Raw genomic sequence first — 19,040 nt, 5'->3', positions numbered from 1 at the left:
GCCGTGTCGGCGAAAAGGTGTATCAGTCCGGAAGCACGGGGAAAACCATCCTCACGGTCAGCCCCCGATTGTTTTCCCGCCCGGGATGGGTGGCATCCAGCTCCAGCCGGCCGTGATGCATTTCCATGACGGCGCCGACGAGGGAAAGGCCGAGGCCCGTGCCGGGCTTGGAGCGGCTGGCATCGAGCCGCACGAAGCGCTTGACCACCTCCTCGCGCTTGTCGTCCGGCACGCCGGGGCCGCTGTCGGCAACGGAGAGGACGACGTCGCCGCCGCGTCTTGCAAGCGAGACGCGGATTTCCGGCTCGCCGCCGCTGCCCTCGGCATATTTGATCGCGTTGTCGATGAGGTTGCCGAGCGCCTGGCCGACGAGCTCGCGGTTGCCCTTGATCTCGATGCCGTCCGCAATCTCCGTGACGAGGCCGAGGCCGGCATCTTCCGTGACGGGCTCGTAAAGCTCGGCGCTGTCATGGGCGATGCCGCTGATATCGACCGCGCTCATTTCCGCCGGCGCCTGCCCGGCCTCGACGCGCGAGATCATCAGCAGCGCGTTGAAGGTGCGGATGAGCTGGTCGGATTCGCCGATCATCTCCTCCAGCGCCGTGCGGTGCTCGGCAACATCGCCCGCCGCAAGCGCGGCCTCGGCCTTGTTGCGCAGGCGCGTCAGCGGTGTCTTCAGGTCATGCGCGATGTTGTCGGAGACCTGTTTCAGCCCCTCGTTCAGCTTCTCGATGCGGCCGAGCATGGTGTTGAGCGATTCCGACAGGCGGTCGAACTCGTCGCCCGAGCCGCTCGTCGGCAGGCGTTGCGAGAGGTCGCCGGCCATGATGCGCTGGCTGGCGTCCGACATACGGTCCATGCGCTTCAAGGCGTTGCGGCCGATGAGATACCAGATGGCGAGCGCCCCGACGCCCATCACGCCGAGCGCCACCATCAGCGCCTGGCGCACGAGGTTGCGGAACGTCTCAGGTTCCCCGAGGTCGCGGCCGACGAGGACGCGCAGTCCGTTGGAGAGCACGATCACCTGTGCATAGGCCATGGGGCGGCTGGTGCCGCGCGCCTCCTCCTGGTAGCGCTGGTAGCGGAAGGGCGTGTCCGTCCAGCCTTCCGTGTCGAGCACGCCGGGCTGGATGGCGGCGACGTTGCCGGCCAGCACTTCGCCGCTCGGGCTTGCGATGATGTAGAGGTTGGCGCCCGGCTGGCGGGCGCGGCGCTCCAGCGTGCGCAGGAGGCCGTTCATGCCGCTGTTGTCGAAGATGCGCTCGATCTGGCCGGCCTCCTGCGCCACCGCCTCGTGCATCTGCTGCTGCAGCAGCCGTTCCGACATGGAGGAGACGTAGAAGACGAGGAAGGCCGCGCAGGCGGCGAAGAGGAGGAGATAAACCGCCGAAAGACGCACCGCCGTGGTGCGGTAGAGGGCGGTCAGCCGGCCGAGCAATCGCTGCATGGGTTCAGCCCGCCGCCTCGTCCTTCATCATGTAGCCCGCCCCGCGCACGGTGCGCAGCAGCGGCTGGTCGAAGTCCTTCTCGATCTTCGAGCGCAGCCGCGAGACATGGACGTCGATGACGTTGGTCTGCGGGTCGAAATGATAGTCCCAGACGTTTTCGAGCAGCATGGTGCGCGTCACCACCTGCCCCGCATTCTTCATGAGATATTCGAGCAGGCGGAATTCGCGCGGCTGGAGGAGGATTTCCTTTCCGGCGCGCTTGACGGTGTGGGAGAGGCGGTCGAGCTCCAGGTCGCCGACCCGGTAGACCATGTCCTGCTCGGGCGTGCCCTTGCGCCGGCCGAGCACCTCGATGCGGGCGAGAAGCTCGCTGAAGGCGTAGGGCTTGGGAAGATAATCGTCGCCGCCGGCGCGAAGGCCGGTCACGCGGTCGTCCACCTGGCCGAGGGCGGAGAGGATGAGGACGGGGGTGTGGATGTTGCGCCGGCGCAGCTCGGTGATCAGCGACAGGCCGTCGCGGCGCGGCAGCATGCGGTCTATGACCAGCACGTCGTAGCTGTTCTCGGTGGCAAGGAACAGGCCGCTTTCGCCGTCGCTCGCATGGTCGAGCACGATGCCCGCCTCGCGGAAAGCCTTCGACAGATAGGCCGCCGCCTCCAGATCGTCTTCAACAATCAATATCTTCATGGCCTCAACCCTAGCGCATGATGCCCCGAGTCGGAACGGGACCGTTTTAAAGGGCGAACCTGCCCCTCACCTGCCTGCCGGCATCCTCTCCCCGCAAGCGGGGCGAGGAAGGAAAGCCTCGCCGTTTTCCCCCTTCTCCCCGCCTGCGGGGAGAAGGTCCCGGCAGGGGGATGAGGGGCAGGCCTGATACGGCAACGCCGCGAAACCTTCCGGTCCCGCGGCGCCGCACGCAGTCATCGAGCCGATCAGCCCTGGTCGATCGGCAGCGCCAGGAAGCGGCTGCCGTCCTTGGTCTCGATCTGGAACAGCGCCTTGGAGCGGCCGTCCTTGCGGGCGCCCTCGATCACCTTCATCACGTCGTCGGCCGACTTGACGGCCTGGTTGTTGACGGAGGTGATGCGGTCGCCTTCCTTGAGGCCGCGGTCGCTGGCGTCGGAGTCCGGATCGACGGAGGAGACCGTCAGGCCGTCGTCGCCGGGCGTCACCGAGATGCCGAGGTCGGCGAGCGCCTGTTCGCTGTTCTCCTCGGCAGGTGCAGCCTCGTCGGTGCTCGTCGAAGCCTGGATCTGCTCGCCGGCAAGCGTGCCGATCTCGACCGGGACGTTCTGGGACTTGCCGTCGCGCCACAGCGTGACGTCGACCTTCGTGCCGGGGGCGATGTCGGCCACGCGGCGGGCGAGGTCACGCGGGTCCTTGACCGGCTCGCCGTCGAGCGCCGTGATCACGTCGCCCTTCTTGATGCCTGCCTTGGCGCCGGGGGAATCGGCCTGCGGCTCGACGACGAGGGCACCGGCGGCGTCGGCAAGGCCGAGCGAGTCGGCGATGTCGCGGCTCACCGGCTGGATCTGCACGCCGAGCCAGCCGCGATCGACCTTGCCGTCCTTCATCAGGTCGGCGACGACGCCCTTGGCGACGGTGGAGGGAATAGCGAAGGCGATGCCGACATTGCCGCCCGACGGCGAGAAGATCGCGGTGTTGATGCCGACGACCTGGCCGTTGAGGTTGAAGGTCGGGCCGCCCGAATTGCCGCGGTTCACGGCGGCGTCCACCTGGAGGTAGTCGTCATAGGGGCCGGAGCCGATGTCGCGGCCGCGGGCCGAGATGATGCCGGCCGTCACCGTGCCGCCGAGGCCGAACGGGTTGCCGACGGCCACGACCCAGTCGCCGACGCGGATCTGGCTGTCGTCGGCAAAGCTCACATAGGTGAACTTGCGCTTGTCCTTCTCGTCGACCTTGAGGACCGCGAGGTCCGTGCGGGTGTCCTTGCCGACGAGCTTGGCGTCGAGCTCGGTGCCGTCGTTCATCACGACGGTGAAGGCCGCGCCGTCCTTGACGACGTGGTTGTTGGTGACGATGTAGCCGTCCTCGGAGATGAAGAAGCCGGAGCCCTGCGCGGTCGGGCGCAGATGCGGCTTGTGGCCGGGGCCGCGGCGGTCGCCGAAGCGGCGATCCGGGCCGCGGTCGCCGTGCGGATCGTCCTGGCCGCCGAATTCACGGAAGAAGCGCTTCAGCGGATGGTCGTCGGGAAGCTCGTCGAAGCCGCGGCCGCCGAAGTTGAAGGAGAAATTGCTCTCGTCGTTGGCCGGCTTCACGTCGGACTGGACGCGGACGGAAACGACGGCGGGGGAAACGGCCTGCACGACATCGGCGAAGCTCGCGACCTGCGGAGCCTGGACGGAAACGGGATCGGCGAAACTCTGGTTGATGCGCGCGGGAATGCCGGTGGCCAGCATGACGGCCGCAAGGCCGGCGACCGTGGAGGCCTTCAGCGCGGTCTTGAGGCCCGGACGGAATGCGGAGATCTTTGACATTCTTGCACCTTTTCTCTTGTCTCGTGGCTGCGTTCGGCAACCGATGGAAAAGAGATAGGCCGGGACACATTACGGTGCACTATCCGCGGCATGAATTTTTCGTAATGTTGGGAAAAACCTAGTCGCCGCGCAGGGCGTGTTCCAGCTCGGCCTTTTCCGTCTCGGAAAGCGGCGTTCCGGTCGGCTTGCCGCCGCGCCGGCGGGCGAAGAGCAGCATGGCCGTCGCCCCGGCGAGCGCCAGCACGACCGGCGCGCCCCATAAAAGCAGCGTCTCGCCGCGAAGGCGCGGCTTCAAAAGCACGAACTCGCCGTAGCGCGAGACGACATAGTCGATCACCGCCTCGTCGCTGTCGCCGTTCTTCAGCCGCTCGCGCACGAGAAGGCGAAGGTCGCGGGCAAGGTCGGCGTTGGAATCGTCGATGGACTGGTTCTGGCAGACCATGCAGCGAAGCTCGGCCGAAAGCGCACGCGCACGCGCCTCCAGCGCCGGGTCGGCCAGCACCTCGTCCGGATTGACGGCGAAGGCGGAGGGGAGCGCAGAGAGGAAGAAGACGGCGGCAAGGACGAGGCGGCGCATCATTCGGCCGCCTCCAGCACGGGCTTGACCTTGCGCACCTTCTGCGGCGCGCCGACGCGCAGCCGCCGGTCGAAGAGCGAGACCGCGCCCCCCGCCATCATGATCAGCGCGCCGATCCAGATGCACAGGATCATCGGCTTCCACCAGACGCGCACGACCATGCCGCCGTCGGCCATCGCGTCGCCGAGCGAGACATAGAGCTGGCTGAGGCCGAAGGTGCGGATGCCGGCCTCCGTCGTCGGCATGCGCCGCGCCATGTAGAGGCGCTTCGAGGACCAGATGTCGGTGACGGTCACGCCGCCGCGCATGACGTTGAAGTGGCCGGATTCTTCCGTGTAGTTCGGCCCCTGCCCCTGCCGCATGCCTTCGAAGACGAGCGTATAGCCGCCCGATTCCACCTGCATGCCCGGCTTCATCTCCACGACATGTTCCGTCTGGAAGGCCGTCGCGGCGACGATGCCGATCACCGTCACGCCGATGCCGATATGGGCGAGCGTCGTGCCGAAGGCCGAGCCCGGCAGGCCGATGAGCCGGCGGAAGGCGACGCTGCCCTTGACCTTGCCGATCCCGGCGCGAAGCCACAGGTCCGTCACCGCGCCGGCGATCATGTAGAAGCCGATGGCGAGGCCGAAATAGGCGAGCACCGGCCCGCCGCTATGGATGTAGAGGACGACGGCCGCCAGCACGAGGCCAACGCCGACGGCCGCGAAGAGCCGCTGGCCGGCCGCGAACACGTCGCCGCGCTTCCAGGCGAGCAGCGGGCCGAACGGCACCGCAAGCAAAAGCGGCAGGATGAGGCCGCCGAAGGTGAGGTTGAAGAAGGGCGGGCCGACGGAGATCTTCTCGCCCGTCAGCGCTTCCAGCACCAGTGGATAAAGCGTGCCGGTCAGCACGGTCGCCGCCGCGGTCGTCAGGATCAGGTTGTTGAGGACGAGCGCGCCCTCGCGCGAGATCGGCGCGAAGAGACCGCCGGCCTTCAGCGTCGCGGCCCGGAAGGCGAAGAGCGACAGCGCCCCGCCGATGAAGAAGACGAGGATGCCGAGGATGAAGACGCCGCGCGTCGGGTCCGTCGCGAAGGCATGCACCGAGGTCAGCACCCCGGAGCGCACGAGGAAGGTGCCGAGCAGCGACATGGAGAAGGTGAGGATCGCCAGCAGCACGGTCCAGATCTTCAGCGCCTCGCGCTTTTCCATGACGAGCGCGGAGTGGAGGAGCGCCGTGCCGGCAAGCCACGGAATGAACGAGGCGTTCTCCACCGGATCCCAGAACCACCAGCCGCCCCAGCCGAGCTCGTAATAGGCCCAGTAGGAGCCCATGGCGATGCCGGCGGTCAGGAAGCTCCAGGCGGCGAGCGCCCAGGGCCTGACCCAGCGCGCCCAGGCGGCATCGATGCGCCCGTCGATCAGCGCGGCGATGGCGAAGGAGAAGCAGACGGAGAAGCCGACATAGCCGAGATAGAGGAGCGGCGGGTGGATCGCGAGGCCGATGTCCTGCAGCACCGGATTGAGGTCCCGCCCCTCGGCCGGAGCCGGTGCAAGGCGCAGGAACGGATTGGAGGTGAGCAGGATGAAGAGCGCGAAGGCGACGGAGATGAGGCCCTGCACCGCCAGCACGTTGGCGCGCAGCCGTTCCGGCAGGTTGGCGCCGAAGGTCGCGACCAGCGCGCTGAAGAAGGACAGGATGAGCAGCCACAGCATCATCGAGCCCTCGTGGTTCCCCCACACGCCCGAGATCTTGTAGATCAGCGGCTTCAGCGAATGCGAGTTCTCCCAGACATTGGCCACCGAGAAGTCGGAGACGACATAGGCGAAGGTCAGCACGGAGAAGGAGAAGAGCACGAGGAAGAAGCCGGCGAGCGCCGCGGCGGGCGCCACGGCCATCAGCGCGCGGTCGCCGCGCGCCGTGCCGATCACCGGCAGCACGAACTGGACGATCACCGTCGCCAGCGCCAGAACGAGGGCATAATGTCCGAGCTCGATGATCATTTGATCGTTTCCTTGCCGGAAAGTTCGACGCCCTGCGCCTTGAGGCGGTCGGCCACGTCCTTGGGCATATAGGTCTCGTCATGCTTGGCGAGTACCGTGTCGGCGACGAAAAGCCCGTCCGTGCCGAAGGCGCCCTCGGCCACCACGCCCTGCCCCTCGCGGAAGAGATCCGGCAGGATGCCCGTATAGGTCACCGGCACCGTCGCCAGCGTATCGGTCACCGTGAAGGTGATGGTCGAGCCTTCGCCGCGCCTGACCGTGCCGTTCTCCACGAGCCCGCCGAGGCGGATGCGCGTTCCGGGCGCGACATTGGCCTTGGCGAGGTCGCCCGGCACATAGAAATAGGCGATCGACTGGCTGAAGGCGAACATGACGAGCAGCACCGCCGCCACGAGGAAGGCGACGCCGCCGCCGATAACCGCCAGACGTTTCTGCTTGCGTGTCATTGTCCGCTACCCTCGGCCGAAATCGACAGGTCCCGGGCGAGCGCCAGGAGCTGTTTTCCGTTTTCGCTGTCCGCCGGGAAGGTTTTCAGCGCCGTCCTTAGCGCCGCCTGCGCCTTCGGTTTTTGATTTAACACAACATAGGAACGGATGACGCGCATCCATCCCTCGAAATTGTCGGGATTTTCCTCAAGCTTCGCCGCAAGCCCCTCGACCATGCCGGCGATCATCTGCTGGCGGTCGCCGGCCGACATGTCCTCGGCCGCCGCCACGTCGTCGGCGGTCGGGTTGCCGGGCGCGCCGTCCGTCTGCGTGGCGGCCTTTCCGTCGAGCGCCGCGATATGGGTCTCGACGAGCGGCAGCCAGGCGGCGTCCTTCGGCGAATCCTTCACCAGCGCCTCGAAGGCGGCGCGCGCTTCGGGGCGCTTGCCCTCCTGCTCCAGTGCAAGCGCGAGATAGTAGCGGGCGCGCGGATTGTCCGGCTTCAGCTTCAGCGATTCCTCCAGCCGGGCGCGCGCATCCGTCGTCACGATGCCGTTCGAGAGCGCGATCAGCGCCTCCGCATAGCCGTCGAGCCGGTCGGTGGTCGGGCCGAGAAGGCGGATCGCCTGCTGGAAGGCGTTCGCCGAATCCTCCATCCGCCCGCTGCGATAGTAGATCGGCGCGAGAAGGTCCCAGCCCTCCCCGTCGTCGGGATTGGCCGCCAGATGGGTCTCGGCCTTCGCAACGAGGATGCTGATATCGCTGCCCGGATGAGCGAGGCGCTCGGCGAGCGGCTGGGCCGGAAGGCCCGGCTGGCCGGTCGCGAGATAGAGACAGAGACCGATGGCCGGCAGCGCGACGATGATGAAGGCCTGCGCCAGCCGGTTGCGCCGTGCCGGCGCGTCGCGGCGGCTTTTCTCCGCCTTCGTCGCCGTGATCAGCCGGCGCGCGACTTCCGCGCGGGCAAGCTCGGCCTCGCCGGCGGCGATGAGCCCGGTCGCCTCGTCGCGCTTCAGCTCCTCGAGCTGGTCGCGGTAGACCTCGACGTCATGGCCGGTGTCGTCCGCCGCCGCCCCGGGGCGCCGCAGAAGAGGAAGAAGCAGGATGGCGGCGACGGCCGCCGTCAGGAAGGCGACGAGAATCCAGAACAGCATGACCGTTCAAATACTGGAAGCGCAGGACGTTTCCAATTCCCAAGGGAACAATGACGCAAAATTGAGGCGTTTCGCCGCAACGGCCCGCGATTGTCAGGAAAGCGGCGTCCACGCACCGTCCGCATTGCGGCAGGCCGCCCCGCGCGTCGTCGTCTCGCGGCCGGAGACGGTCAGCGTATGGCTGTACTGCCGGCAGTTCTGCGAACCGACCTGATAGGGCGCCGCCGCCACGACCGAGCCGCTGACGCCGCTTCCCTGCCAGGTCACGGGCTGGCCGCCGGGGGCGGCCTCCAGCGCGCGGTACTCCGCTTCGAGCGCGCGCTGCGTATCCGCCTTGGAAAGCTGGGCAGCCGTATTGCGGCTGACGAGCCCGCCCTGCAAGGCCGTGATATAGACCGCCGGCCCCTCGGGCTTCCTGGAAAGAAGGCCGCCACCGCCCGCCGGGCCGCTGCCCGACGTCGTTGCGCATCCCGAAACCGAAACTGCCAGAAGGAGGGGGAAAAAGGCGCCGCGCAAACCCGTCTTCATCCGCTGGGACCGTCTCTCTCATGCCGGGGCGGACAGGCCGCGCCGTGGTTCCGTCATCCCGCGGTCCTCATTCCCGCGGGCCTTATCCTTTTTGCATTGTCCGCCGCCTCAGGCAACATCCTTTGTGACGGCGGGCAGGACGAGCCGCGCCATCAGCCCGCCGCCGGCCCCCCGGGAAAGCCCGAAGGTCCCCTGGTATTCGGAGGCGATCTCGCTGACGATGGAAAGGCCGAGGCCCGTGCCGGGCTTGCTCTCGTCGAGCCGCTTGCCCCGCTTCATCGCCTCGCCGATCTCCTCCGGCTCGAGGCCCGGCCCGTCGTCCTCCACCTCGATGACGATCCAGCCCTTGCGCGCATCGTCGCTGCCGCGCGTGTCGGCGGGCGCGGCGAAGGCGCGGGTCGTGACGGTCGTGCGGGCATGGCGCGCGGCGTTTTCGAGGAGGTTGCCGACGGTCTCCTCGATATCCTGCTGCTCCATCGCCAGCACCAGCCCCGGCGGATCGACGCTGAGCGGAAACTGCTTGTCGGCGTTCAGCCGCCGCATCACCCGCACCAGCCGCTCCAGCACCGGCTGCGTCTCGGTGCGGGCAAGCACGGATTCGCGCTGGGCGGCGATGCGCGCGCGGTTGAGGTAGGATTGCACCTGGCTCTGCATCGCCTCGGCCTGCGTCTTCACGAGCTCGCCCTGCGGGGCGGATATGAGGCGCGATTCGTTGAGCAGTACGGCGATCGGCGTCTTCAGCGAATGGGCAAGGTTGCCGACCTGCATGCGCGCGCGCTCGACGATGCGGCGGTTGCTGTCGATCAATGCATTCACTTCGCTCGCCAAAGGCAGGATTTCCCTCGGGAAATCGCCGTCGAGCTGTTCGCTCTCCCCCGCCCGGATCTTCTCCAGCGCCTTGCGCGCCCGGTCGAGCGGCTTGAGGCCGATGAGGATGGCCGCCGCGTTGAGCAGCAGGCTGCCGAAGCCGAAGCCGGCGAGCGCGAGATAGAGGCTGCCGGAAAAGTCCTTGATGTCCGCCTCCAGCACGTCCCGGTTGCCGACGACGCGGAAGCGCGCCGTGCGGCCCTCGTCGTCGAGCACCACTTCCGTCTCGCCGACCTCCACCTCGTTGCCGAAGGAATCGACGGTCGTGTAGAAGCGCTCGTAGCGCGTATCGAAGGGAATGCTGTCCGTGTCGGGAATGGGAATGCTGCCGCTGCCGAGCGAGGAGGACGTCAGCGCCTCGCCCTCCAGCGCCCCGCCGATGGGCTCGACGATCCAGTACCAGCCCGATTGCGGCTGGAAGAAGCGCAGGTCCCCGAGCTGCGGCGTGCCGGCAAGCCGCGTGTTCTCGCCCGCCGAAACCGAGTTGATGACGTTGTAGAGCTGCGCGCGCAAAAGATCGCGAAAGCTCTTCTCCGCGCTCTGCCGGTAGAGCGTCGAGATGACGACGGCGATGACGACGAGCGCCACCGCGGCCCAGAGGGAGGCGAGGAAGAGGACGCGGAAGGTGAGCGAGCGGGAGCGCCTGGCCTTATTTTCCATTGGCCGGCGCTTGCATCCGGTAGCCGAGGCCGCGCACGGTCTCGATCAGGTCGACGCCGATCTTCTTGCGCAGGCGTCCGACGAAGACCTCGATGGTGTTGGAATCGCGGTCGAAATCCTGGTCGTACATGTGCTCGACCAGCTCGGTGCGCGAGACCACCTCGCCCATGTGGTGCATGAGGTAGGAGAGAAGGCGATATTCGTGGGAGGTGAGCTTCAGCGTCTCGCCGTTGACGGTCGCCTTGGAGCCCTTGGTGTCGAGCCGCACCGGCCCGCAGACGATGTCGGGGCTCGCATGGCCGGCCGCCCGGCGGATGAGCGCCCTTATGCGCGCCAGCACCTCCTCGACATGGAAGGGCTTTGCCACATAGTCGTCGGCCCCGGCGTCGATGCCGGCCACCTTGTCGCTCCAGCGGTCGCGCGCCGTCAGGATCAGCACGGGCATGCCCTTGCCGTCGGCGCGCCATTTTTCGAGAACGGTGATGCCGTCCATTTCCGGAAGGCCGATGTCGAGGATGATGGCGTCATAGGGCTCGGTGTCGCCGAGATAGTGACCTTCCTCGCCGTCGAGGGCCTGGTCCACCACGTAGCCGGCTTCCTTCAGGGCCTCGCTGAGCTGACGGTTCAGGTTGACGTCGTCCTCGACCACCAGAATGCGCATTCGCCCTCTTCCTATCCCCTGTTACACGCCTTGCCCTGCGGCCTTACATCGGCACGCGAACGGTCACCTTGCGCGGCCGCGCATTGCCGTTGCCGGGCACCAGTACGGTCACCACGCAGCTGTCGCCGTCCGGCTTGGCGGAAAGAAGCTCACCGCCGGTCTGCGCCACCACACGCTGCGCCGCATTGCTGCAATCGCCGCCCACGCGCACGACGTTCCGCGCAGCGCCCATCTCCATGGGGGCCGGAAGCATCAGGCTGGCCGCAAGCGCGGATATGAGAAGTGGCGAGGCCATGAACATACTTTCAGGTGCGGATCACTATGATGCAAGCAATAAACGATCCACGCTGAATGGCAAATGAATGCGGCCGCCGGCCGCCCGAAGAAGGTAGCCGGCGGCGGATCGTGCATTGAATTCAGGGAATTACGAGGCCCCCCGCACAGTCCGATTCAAGGATGCGGCCCTCACATCACCCGGTGGCGCGCCGAAATCCGCCCGAAAAGGGCGACGAGGCCGCCGACGGTGCCCACCGCCGCGACGATGAGGTCGGCAAGGTCGCCCTCGTCGCCCGCGGACATCTCGAAGCCCGCCACCTTGGCGAGCGAAGCGAGGATGGCGATGAGGGCGCCCCAGACGGTACGGGACTGATACCAGGCTTTCATGTCGGTCATCGGCTTTCCTTTCCTAGAGCGGGAGAATGGCCTGCGCCGGCAGGCCGAGCGGGATTGCCCGGCCAAGCTGGCGCACGCGGATGGCAAGGCTCGTCTGCGGCGCGCCGAAATCGGCAAGCTCCTCGGCGGCCGCATAGAGATGGGAGGGCGCGGCGGTCTCGACCGTGCGCACCGCCGTCGCGCCCGAGAGGATTTCCAGGCGGTAGGCTTCGTTCGGCTCGTCGAGCGGGATCTCCGTGGCGAGCCAGCTGTCCGAATCGATCCGGCCGCGACGGATCCATGTGAGGAGGATCGCCCCGTCCGCCCCGCGACGGGCGCGCAGGTGCACCGGCGAGAGCGGCGTCAGCGCCCGCTCCCCGCCGGCAAAGGCGAAGGGGCCGGCCTGCCCCGGCGGCGTTCCGATGGCGTCGACGAGCCAGTTGGATTGCCGTCCCACCTCCTCCACGTCGAGCCCCAGCGGGCGCACGGCATCGTCGAGCAGCACCGCCGTCGCGCCGACGGCATGCCCCGCGGCCATCGCGTCCTCCGTGCCGCAAAGTGCGCGCAGCAGGCCGGAAAGCCGCCAGCGCCCCGGCGCGATCTCGCTCGCCTCGCGGAAGCCGACGATCTCGAAGGCGCCGTTTGCGGCAAGGACCGCGATGCGGTTCGCCCCGTTCAGCACCGCCAGCGTGTCGACCGAGGCAAGCCCGCCGGCCGGAAGGTCGATTACCAGCGGCCGGTTCACGTCGAAGCGTCCGACGACGCCCGGCTCCAGCGCTTCCGCAAGCGTGCCGATGCGCGCCGGCCGGTCGAGCCGGGTGCGCACGCGATACCCCTCGCTGCTGTCCGAGCTGGAGACGACCATGGCGCGCCAGGGCTGCGCATAGGCCGCGACGCGCGCGAAATCCTGCGGGCCGCCCGAGCCCAGCACCGGCAGGTCGAGGAAGACGACCTCCGGCGCGAAGGCATCGCCCGGCCCCGCCCCGTTGACGGGCTGCTTTTCCTCGCCGTCCGGGGCCGGCGCGCCGCTGTCGCCCGCCGCGATGGCGCGCGCCTCCACCTCGCGCATCAGCCCGTCCGTGATTTCCGTGATAAGAAAGCGCCCCGCCGGCCCATCCTTCAGGCGCACCACGTCGCCGGGCGTGAAGGAAAGCGCGGTCGGCGGCAGGCGGAAGGTGACGCTCCGCTGGCCGGAACGATTGTCGCGCAGCGCCGTCTCGACGCTCGCCGCCGCGGCCCCCGCATGCAGCACCGCCGGAAGCGAAAGGCGCAGCACCCGGTCCGTGTCGCCGGCCATGCGGCGCGAGCGGGCGGTCACATGCGCATAGGCGTCCGTATCGTCGAAATGATCGAGGATCGCTTCGCCGGCAAGATCGCTGATATGCGCGCGGGTCTCCTCGAAGAGCGTCTCGTCCGGCCGCTCGGCGAGCACGTCGAGCGTTGCCGGCGGCAGCGCCGATTTCAGCCGCGAGCGGAAGTGGATCCTGCCGTCCGCCTCCAGCGCGTCGATCTGGAAGGCCTGCATGATCGGCTCGATCAGCCCGCGTGCCGAGGCCTGCTCGGCCTGCACGAAGCCCGGCAGGTCGCCGGCAACGCCCGAGACGTCGAAATCGGTGAAACCGTGGTCGGTGAGGATGGCGGCGATGACGTCCGCCGCCGTGCCCGCGCCGAGCCGGCCGGTCAGCCAGTGCCCGCGCTGCCAGTTGCCGCCGTCCGCCCAGAGGCCGGCATTCTCCGGGAAGGCCGGATAGGGCCGCGCGTCCCAGGTCCACAGGAAGATGCGGCCGGGATCGACCATGCCCGGCTCCGGCCCGTCGCCCTGCCACCAGGCATGATGGGCGTCGAGGAAGCGCCGCTGCACGCCGTCGCTGCGCGCCCCGCCGGAATGGTAGGGCAGCGCATTCTCCGCGCTCTTCGGGTCGACGAAGACGTTCGGCTGGTTCGCGCCCTTGTCGACCGCCGGGCAGCCGAGCTCGGTGAACCAGACCGGCTTGGAGCGCGGCACCCAGGCGGTCGGCGCGGAAAGCTCCGCCCCGCCCGGCGCCCGCTCGTAATGCGGCTTCGTCCACCAGTTCCGGAGGTCCTTGTAGCGGAACACCCAGGGCTTTCCCGCCGCCCCGTCGGCGATCGGCGTGCGGATGCGCGCCTGCCGGTCGGCCGCGCTCGCATAGTACCAGTCGAAGCCCTCCCCGCCCGCAATGAGGCTGCGCATCGCCGCCGCGTCCTCCGGATGGCGGAAGCCGTCCGGATTGCCGGCGACGATATCGCCGTCCTGCCAGTCGGAGAGCGGCATGTAGTTGTCGATGCCGACGGCCGAGATGGCGGAGGAGGCCCAGAGCGGGTCGAGATGGTAGCGCACCTCGCCGCTGCCGTCCGCCGGCTGGAAGCCGAAATACTCGCTCCAGTCCGCCGCATAGGTGATCTTGGTGCCTGGCCTGAGGATCGCCCTTACATCGGCCGCGAGCGTGACGAGCCCGTCGACGAAGGGAAACGTCCCCGCCGCGTCGCGCAGCCACGTCAGCCCGCGCATCTCCGAGCCGATGAGGAAGCCGTCGACCCCGCCGGCCGCCTCGGCGAGCAGCGCATAATGCAGGATCAGCCGGCGGAACCCGTCGTCGCCCGAAGGCCCGTTGACGGTCTCGCCGGAAACGGTGAACTGGCTCCTCTGCGCGCTGCCGAGGAAAGCCTGGACCTGCGTGCGCGCCGCGCTCGTCCCGTCGGCGCTTGCCGGATGGCAGGTGATGCGCCCGCGCCAGGGATAGGCCGCCTGCCGCGTGCCGCCATAGGGGTCGGGCAGGCCGTTGCCCGCCGGCACGTCCATCAGCAGGAAGGGATAGAGATAGACCTCGATGCCGCGGGCCTTGAGGTTCCTGATGGCCGCGATCACGCTGTCGTCGGAGGGCGTGCCGCCATAGGCGGGCTTGCCGTTGCTGCGGCTCACCACATGGGCGCCGCCGCGCGCGATGCCCGAGACGCGCCACGGCCGGCTCTCGACGCCGCGCGCGGCGGTCTCCACACCGGGCAGGACGCGGCAGGCGCCGGCCCGAAGGTCCGTGCCGAACCAGCCGACGACGAGCCCGACGCGTTCGAGATTGGGGCAGAGGCGCTGCAGTTCGCCGATCGAGGCCTGCCAGTCGGTCGCCGCCACCAGCATGTTGCGGTTGGTGTTGCGCGCCGAACCCGAGCCGAGCCGTTCCGTGACCAGCCGCGGATCGTAGCCGTGCTCGCTGGAGCCCGGAATGACGGTGACGGCGCGGATGGCGCCTTCCAGCGTGCCGACCGGCCGCACCACCTCGAACTGCAGCACGGGGATGCGGTTGCCGTAGGTGTCGAGCGGCAGGTGCTCGAAGACGACATAGGCAAGCCCGCGATAGGCCGGCGTCCTTCCCGCCCCCTGCCTGGCCTCGATCAGCGGATCGGGCGCCTGCGTGCGCGTGCCGCGGTAGATGCGCATCTCGACGGCGGTAAGGTCCATCTCGCGCCCGTCCGCCCACACCCGGCGGATCGAGGCGATGGGCCCGTCGCAGACCCCGACCGCGACATTGGCATAGTAGCGGTAGGTCTCCACGCGCGGGCCCCGCCCCTTGCCGCCGCGCCGCTCGACGGTCACCTCCTCCTCGAAGCGCGTCGCCCAGATCAGCGTGCCGCCGACCCGCGCCGTGCCGTAGACGCGGCTTATCGCCGTGCCCTCCTCGGCGCCCGGCACGCGCCCGTCGGTCAGCCGCGCCCCGGAGATCGTCTGCGTGCCGCTGATCAGCGAGCGGTCGACGATGGAGCCGGCAAGCGCCCCGACGGCCCGGCCGACGATCGCGCCGACGGGACCGAACACGCCGCCGAGCGCAGCGCCCGCAGCCTGGAAGAGAAGTGTCGCCATGGATCAGGAAAGCTCCGGAAAACGGAAGACGCCGGCGATGCGCCGGCGCCAGCAGGGCACGAGCGGCGATTCGATTACCGCCGCCTGCTCGTAGGCATGGATGAAACGCCCGTCCGGCGCGGCGATGCCGGCGTGCTTGGCCGCGACATCCTCCCGCCAGCGGAAGATCAGAAGATCGCCCGGCCGCATTTCCGCGACCGCCAGCGCCGGCCCGCAGTGGCGCAGGGCAGCCTCCAGCAGCCGCTCCTCGCCCGCCCGCTCCGCCCAGTCCGCCGCATAGGGCGCCGGCACCTCCGGCTCCGCCCCGTAAAGCTCCCGCCACACACCGCGCACCAGCCCCAGGCAATCGCAGCCGACGCCTTTCAGCGAGGCCTGATGCCGGTACGGCGTGCCGATGAAGCTGCGCGCGACAGCAAGGACGCGCTCGCCGGTCGTTGTCCGCGGCCCCTCACCCATAAAGCGGCCTCCCGTCGTGCACGGTCTCCCCGTCGGCATAGCCGTAGCTGAAATCGCTGCCCGGCATGTGCGGAAATCCTTGAAAATTGAGCCCGTTGGCGAACTTCGAGCGACAGGTGGAGAAGCGCTTGTCGCAGCCTGCCGTCACCTCCAGCGTGTCGCCGACGGCAATTCCCGTCGCCATCGGCAGCCACAGCGCCAGTTCGTCCGTCCCGTCCGCCCTGCGATGGTCCTCGATATCGGCCGAAAGCCCCGCCGCCGCGCCGCTCGAAAAGGCGATCACGCCGTGGCGGAAGAAGCGCTCGGCAAAACCGGAAAGCCCGCTCACCGAAAGATGCATGTCGTCCCGCACCGCCGTCACCGTCGCCGTGGCGCGGAAGGCGGCGAGGTTCACCCGGCAGCGCCCGTCCCCCAGCACGGCATCGCACTGGCGCCCGTAGATGCGCCCGCGCACCTGGTCGAGCCGGTGCGTCAGCCGCCGCAACTCGGCGCGGAACTGCCCGCCCTCGCGCCGCACCTCGCCAAGCTCGGCCGTGCGCAGCAGGAGCCGCTCGGCCGGATCCTGCCAGTTGACCGTATAGACCTCGACCTTCGCCCCGTCGTAGCGCCCGGCCGAAAGATCCTCGGCGCGGATCGCCTCGGCGGAAAAGCCGCCGGAAAGGTCGCCGCCCTCGGCCGAGAGCCCGTTGCCGTCCTCGCTCTCGCTCGCGGAAAAACCGCTCGCCGCAAGGAAGGCGAGGCCGTCGAAGGCAAGGTCGCGGTCGTGGTCGGTGAAACCCATCGCCACGCCGTCGCGCCGCGTCACCTTCCAGCAATGGCAGAGCGTCGTCGCCTCGCCGTCGAGATGGGCCTGGAGCGCCTCCGGGATCGTCCTCATGGCCGAACCTCCACCAGCGGAATGGACGGGATGCGCCCCGCATCGAACTGGGCAAGGTCGATATCGATGCGGTCCGTGTCGAAGCGCACCGGCACGTCGAATTCGAAGCCGGCCCGCACCGCGCCGGAAACCGGAACCTTGCCCGCCACGAAAGTGACGGTCCCCGTCGCCGCATCGACGGTATAATCTGCCGCCGGCACGAGGCTCCCCGCCACCGAGACGACGACGCTGCCGGCCACCGGCTTTTCGATCAGCCGCACCGTCTCCCCGCCCGCATCCGCATAGCGCTTGACGAGCCGGAAGGCCGCCGTCTCGCCGTCGCCGTTGCCGAGAAGCTGGTCGGTCGCGGAAACCGCCGCGCCGGGCGCGCACGATTTATGGTCCACCGGATCGCGGAAGCGGAACCCGAAGAACTGCCCCGCCCGCGCCTCGAAGAAGGCGAGCACGGCATAGAGATCGTCGAGCGAGCGCACGCCCGAGCCCGCATCGTAGCGCCGCCGGGCATCCTGCCAGCGGCGGTTGCGGTTCTCCCGCCCGTTGGAAAGACTGACGATATCCGTCCGCCGCACCGGCCCCCCGCTGGTGCCAAGCGCGACGCGCAGCGGAAACCGCACCTCATGAAATCCTGCCATCCGATGTCTCCGTAAAATATGCCGCCCCCGCCCCTCATCCCCCTGCCGGGACCTTCTCCCCGCAAGCGGGGAGAAGGAGGAGAAGGCAAGGCCTTCCCGAACGATGGTCGCTGGTGATGCAGGAAACCCGCGCAGCCTGCCCCTTCGCCCCGCTTGCGGGGAGAAGGTCGCGGCAGCGGGATGAGGGGCAATCACCACACGGCCCCTCACAAACTCCGCTGCCCCCGCCCCACCGCGCGGGTCAGCATGGCGGCGATCTGGCCTTCCGACTTGCGGAAGCTCGCCGCGTCCTGCGCCGTCACGTTGAAGACGATCTGCGCCCCGCCGCCGCCACCGCCCGCCGCGACGCCCAGCGCCCCGTCCGGCCCGCGCTTCAGCGGCAGGATCGCCTCCGCCCCCGCCTCACCCATCAGGCCGAGCCCGCCGGCGCTGCCGAAATAGGTCGGCGCGGAAACCACCCCGCCCTTGGCAAACGGCGTCACGCCGCCGAGAACGCTGGAGATGCCGGAGGAAAGCAGCCCCTCCAGCGGCTTCAGCCCGGCGGAGAGCGCGATGTCGCTCATGCGCAGCGCAAGCCCGCGCAGCACGCTTTCCAGTCCCTTGCCGTCCACCACCGCGCCCTTCAGCGCGCCGGTCAGCGCATGGCCGAAGGAGCGCGAGCGCGCCTCGAGGTCGTCGAAGACGTCCGAAAGCGCCTCCGCCTCCTCCCGCGCGCCGGCAAGGGCGCCCGGGGTGATTTCGTCATCGGAATTCGCCATGGTTCACTCCGTCCCGTCGGGAAAGGCCAGCATCAGCGCGGCAAGCGCCGCCCGGCCCGGCACCGCCGGCGAGGGCCGCAGCAGCCCGAGCGCAAAGCCGAGCTCGCGCGGCGTCATCGCCCAGAAATCCTTCGCGGAAAGCCGCATGCGGCAGAGCCCGGCATGAAGCGCCGCCTCCCAGGGAAAGGCAGGCGCCTCATCGGGCGCGCCGGATGCGGCGCTCAAGGGTGCGGCGAAGCCGCCTCCCTGCCCGGCCCGAAGGTCGCGTGCAGCAGTTCGGCGGCGATGCGCGCGAAGCCCGCGAGCCCGTCCGCCACCGCCATGCCCGCCACGTCCTCGTCGGAGAAAAGGTTGCCCGCCCCGCGCAGCCCCGCGCCGATGATGCGGATGAGGTCGTCCGCCCTCAGCCTTCCGGAGGAAAAGCGCTCCGCCAGCCCCGTCAGGCTGTCGACCGCAAATGCCGTCTCCAGCTCGGCGAGCGCGCCGAGCGTCAGGCACAGCACCCTCGTCTCGCCGTCGAGATGGGCCTCGATCTCGCCGCGATGGCGGTTCGCCCGCGCGCCCATCACAGCGCCTCGAAGGTCAGCGCGCCGGCCGATTCCAGCGCGATCTCGAAGGCCACCTCGCCGTCATGCGCGCCGGAATATTCGAGCGCGGCGATCTGGAACGGCCCGGCGACCGTGCCGAAATCCGGTATGACCACCTGCCAGCCGGCAATGGTTCCGGCGAAGAACAGCGAGCGCACCAGCGCGTCGGACGCCTGGTCCTTGAAGATGCCGCTGCCGGAGACGGCCGCGCGCTGCACACCGGCCCCGCCGAGCAATTCGCGCCAGCGCCCGGCCGATTCCGCATCCGTCACGTCGACGAGCTGGGCATTGAAGGCGAGGCGCTTGGAGCGCAGCCCCGCCGCGGTGACGAAGCCTGCGCCGTTGTCGATCTTGAGCAGGAGGTCCCGCCCCTTCTGTGCCGTCATTGCCAGGGTCCTTTCC

20 protein-coding genes are annotated in these 19,040 nt (G+C 68.9%); all 20 read right to left on the bottom strand.

The genetic code is table 11. The features are described 5' to 3' along the window. Positions 1 to 22: 22 nt before the first annotated feature. The gene (locus ACZ5TO_RS04495; RefSeq protein ID WP_464799700.1) at positions 23 to 1,447 is read right to left on the bottom strand and encodes a sensor histidine kinase; all 1,425 of its coding nucleotides are present in this window, start codon (positions 1,445 to 1,447) and stop codon (positions 23 to 25) included. A 4-nt stretch (positions 1,448 to 1,451) separates the two neighbouring features. Continuing rightward, complete coding sequence (locus ACZ5TO_RS04490) at positions 1,452 to 2,135, bottom strand: response regulator transcription factor (RefSeq protein ID WP_184147005.1); 684 nt, start codon at positions 2,133 to 2,135, stop codon at positions 1,452 to 1,454. Between the two features lie 245 nt (positions 2,136 to 2,380). Beyond that, complete coding sequence (locus ACZ5TO_RS04485) at positions 2,381 to 3,946, bottom strand: Do family serine endopeptidase (protein WP_464799699.1); 1,566 nt, start codon at positions 3,944 to 3,946, stop codon at positions 2,381 to 2,383. A gap of 118 nt (positions 3,947 to 4,064) precedes the next feature. Continuing rightward, positions 4,065 to 4,526 carry a cytochrome c-type biogenesis protein gene (locus tag ACZ5TO_RS04480; protein ID WP_464799698.1) on the bottom strand — a complete coding sequence of 154 codons (462 nt, stop codon included), beginning with the start codon at positions 4,524 to 4,526 and terminating at the stop codon, positions 4,065 to 4,067. Beyond that, positions 4,523 to 6,508 carry a heme lyase CcmF/NrfE family subunit gene (locus ACZ5TO_RS04475; protein ID WP_464799697.1) on the bottom strand — a complete coding sequence of 662 codons (1,986 nt, stop codon included), beginning with the start codon at positions 6,506 to 6,508 and terminating at the stop codon, positions 4,523 to 4,525. Before ACZ5TO_RS04475 ends, ACZ5TO_RS04480 begins: the two co-directional genes overlap by 4 nt. After that, positions 6,505 to 6,954 (bottom strand): cytochrome c maturation protein CcmE, encoded by a 450-nt coding sequence (ccmE, locus tag ACZ5TO_RS04470; protein ID WP_184146997.1) that lies wholly within the window; start codon positions 6,952 to 6,954, stop codon positions 6,505 to 6,507. The genes ACZ5TO_RS04475 and ccmE overlap by 4 nt, the downstream gene beginning before the upstream one ends. After that, positions 6,951 to 8,087, bottom strand: a complete 1,137-nt coding sequence (gene ccmI / locus ACZ5TO_RS04465) for a c-type cytochrome biogenesis protein CcmI (RefSeq protein ID WP_464799696.1) — start codon at positions 8,085 to 8,087, stop codon at positions 6,951 to 6,953. The genes ccmE and ccmI overlap by 4 nt, the downstream gene beginning before the upstream one ends. 93 nt (positions 8,088 to 8,180) lie before the next feature. Continuing rightward, positions 8,181 to 8,615, bottom strand: coding sequence for a hypothetical protein (locus ACZ5TO_RS04460; protein WP_464799695.1), 435 nt, complete (start codon positions 8,613 to 8,615; stop codon positions 8,181 to 8,183). A gap of 108 nt (positions 8,616 to 8,723) precedes the next feature. Next, the gene (locus ACZ5TO_RS04455) at positions 8,724 to 10,142 is read right to left on the bottom strand and encodes an ATP-binding protein (RefSeq protein WP_184146991.1); all 1,419 of its coding nucleotides are present in this window, start codon (positions 10,140 to 10,142) and stop codon (positions 8,724 to 8,726) included. Continuing rightward, positions 10,132 to 10,803: a response regulator transcription factor gene (locus tag ACZ5TO_RS04450; protein ID WP_184146988.1), complete on the bottom strand. Its 672-nt coding sequence runs from the start codon at positions 10,801 to 10,803 to the stop codon at positions 10,132 to 10,134. Before ACZ5TO_RS04450 ends, ACZ5TO_RS04455 begins: the two co-directional genes overlap by 11 nt. Positions 10,804 to 10,846: 43 nt before the next feature. After that, positions 10,847 to 11,098 carry a hypothetical protein gene (locus tag ACZ5TO_RS04445; protein ID WP_464799694.1) on the bottom strand — a complete coding sequence of 84 codons (252 nt, stop codon included), beginning with the start codon at positions 11,096 to 11,098 and terminating at the stop codon, positions 10,847 to 10,849. 170 nt (positions 11,099 to 11,268) lie between these two features. After that, complete coding sequence (locus ACZ5TO_RS04440; protein WP_184146984.1) at positions 11,269 to 11,475, bottom strand: hypothetical protein; 207 nt, start codon at positions 11,473 to 11,475, stop codon at positions 11,269 to 11,271. Positions 11,476 to 11,488: 13 nt separating this feature from the next. Beyond that, entirely contained in the window at positions 11,489 to 15,328 is a 3,840-nt protein-coding gene (locus tag ACZ5TO_RS04435; protein WP_464799693.1) for a baseplate multidomain protein megatron, read from the bottom strand. A gap of 3 nt (positions 15,329 to 15,331) precedes the next feature. Then, a complete protein-coding gene (locus ACZ5TO_RS04430) occupies positions 15,332 to 15,784 on the bottom strand; it encodes an NlpC/P60 family protein (protein ID WP_184146980.1) in 453 nt (150 codons plus the stop codon). Beyond that, on the bottom strand, positions 15,777 to 16,661 hold the full coding sequence (locus ACZ5TO_RS04425) for a DUF2163 domain-containing protein (RefSeq protein ID WP_464799692.1): 885 nt from the start codon (positions 16,659 to 16,661) through the stop codon (positions 15,777 to 15,779). The genes ACZ5TO_RS04430 and ACZ5TO_RS04425 overlap by 8 nt, the downstream gene beginning before the upstream one ends. Beyond that, positions 16,658 to 17,293 carry a phage distal tail protein, Rcc01695 family gene (locus ACZ5TO_RS04420; RefSeq protein ID WP_464799691.1) on the bottom strand — a complete coding sequence of 212 codons (636 nt, stop codon included), beginning with the start codon at positions 17,291 to 17,293 and terminating at the stop codon, positions 16,658 to 16,660. Before ACZ5TO_RS04420 ends, ACZ5TO_RS04425 begins: the two co-directional genes overlap by 4 nt. A gap of 206 nt (positions 17,294 to 17,499) precedes the next feature. Further along, positions 17,500 to 18,051 carry a phage tail tape measure protein gene (locus ACZ5TO_RS04415; protein WP_464799690.1) on the bottom strand — a complete coding sequence of 184 codons (552 nt, stop codon included), beginning with the start codon at positions 18,049 to 18,051 and terminating at the stop codon, positions 17,500 to 17,502. A gap of 3 nt (positions 18,052 to 18,054) precedes the next feature. Further along, positions 18,055 to 18,276, bottom strand: a complete 222-nt coding sequence (locus tag ACZ5TO_RS04410; RefSeq protein WP_464799689.1) for a rcc01693 family protein — start codon at positions 18,274 to 18,276, stop codon at positions 18,055 to 18,057. Continuing rightward, positions 18,273 to 18,617: a gene transfer agent family protein gene (locus tag ACZ5TO_RS04405; protein ID WP_464799688.1), complete on the bottom strand. Its 345-nt coding sequence runs from the start codon at positions 18,615 to 18,617 to the stop codon at positions 18,273 to 18,275. Before ACZ5TO_RS04405 ends, ACZ5TO_RS04410 begins: the two co-directional genes overlap by 4 nt. Further along, positions 18,617 to 19,024: a phage major tail protein, TP901-1 family gene (locus tag ACZ5TO_RS04400; RefSeq protein WP_464799687.1), complete on the bottom strand. Its 408-nt coding sequence runs from the start codon at positions 19,022 to 19,024 to the stop codon at positions 18,617 to 18,619. The genes ACZ5TO_RS04405 and ACZ5TO_RS04400 overlap by 1 nt, the downstream gene beginning before the upstream one ends. Positions 19,025 to 19,040 lie beyond the last annotated feature (16 nt).

It is taken from the genome of Shinella sp. Sh6, from assembly GCF_055392685.1.
Note: the sequence above shows the minus strand (reverse complement) of the source record. Positions and strands in the feature narration are given on the sequence as shown.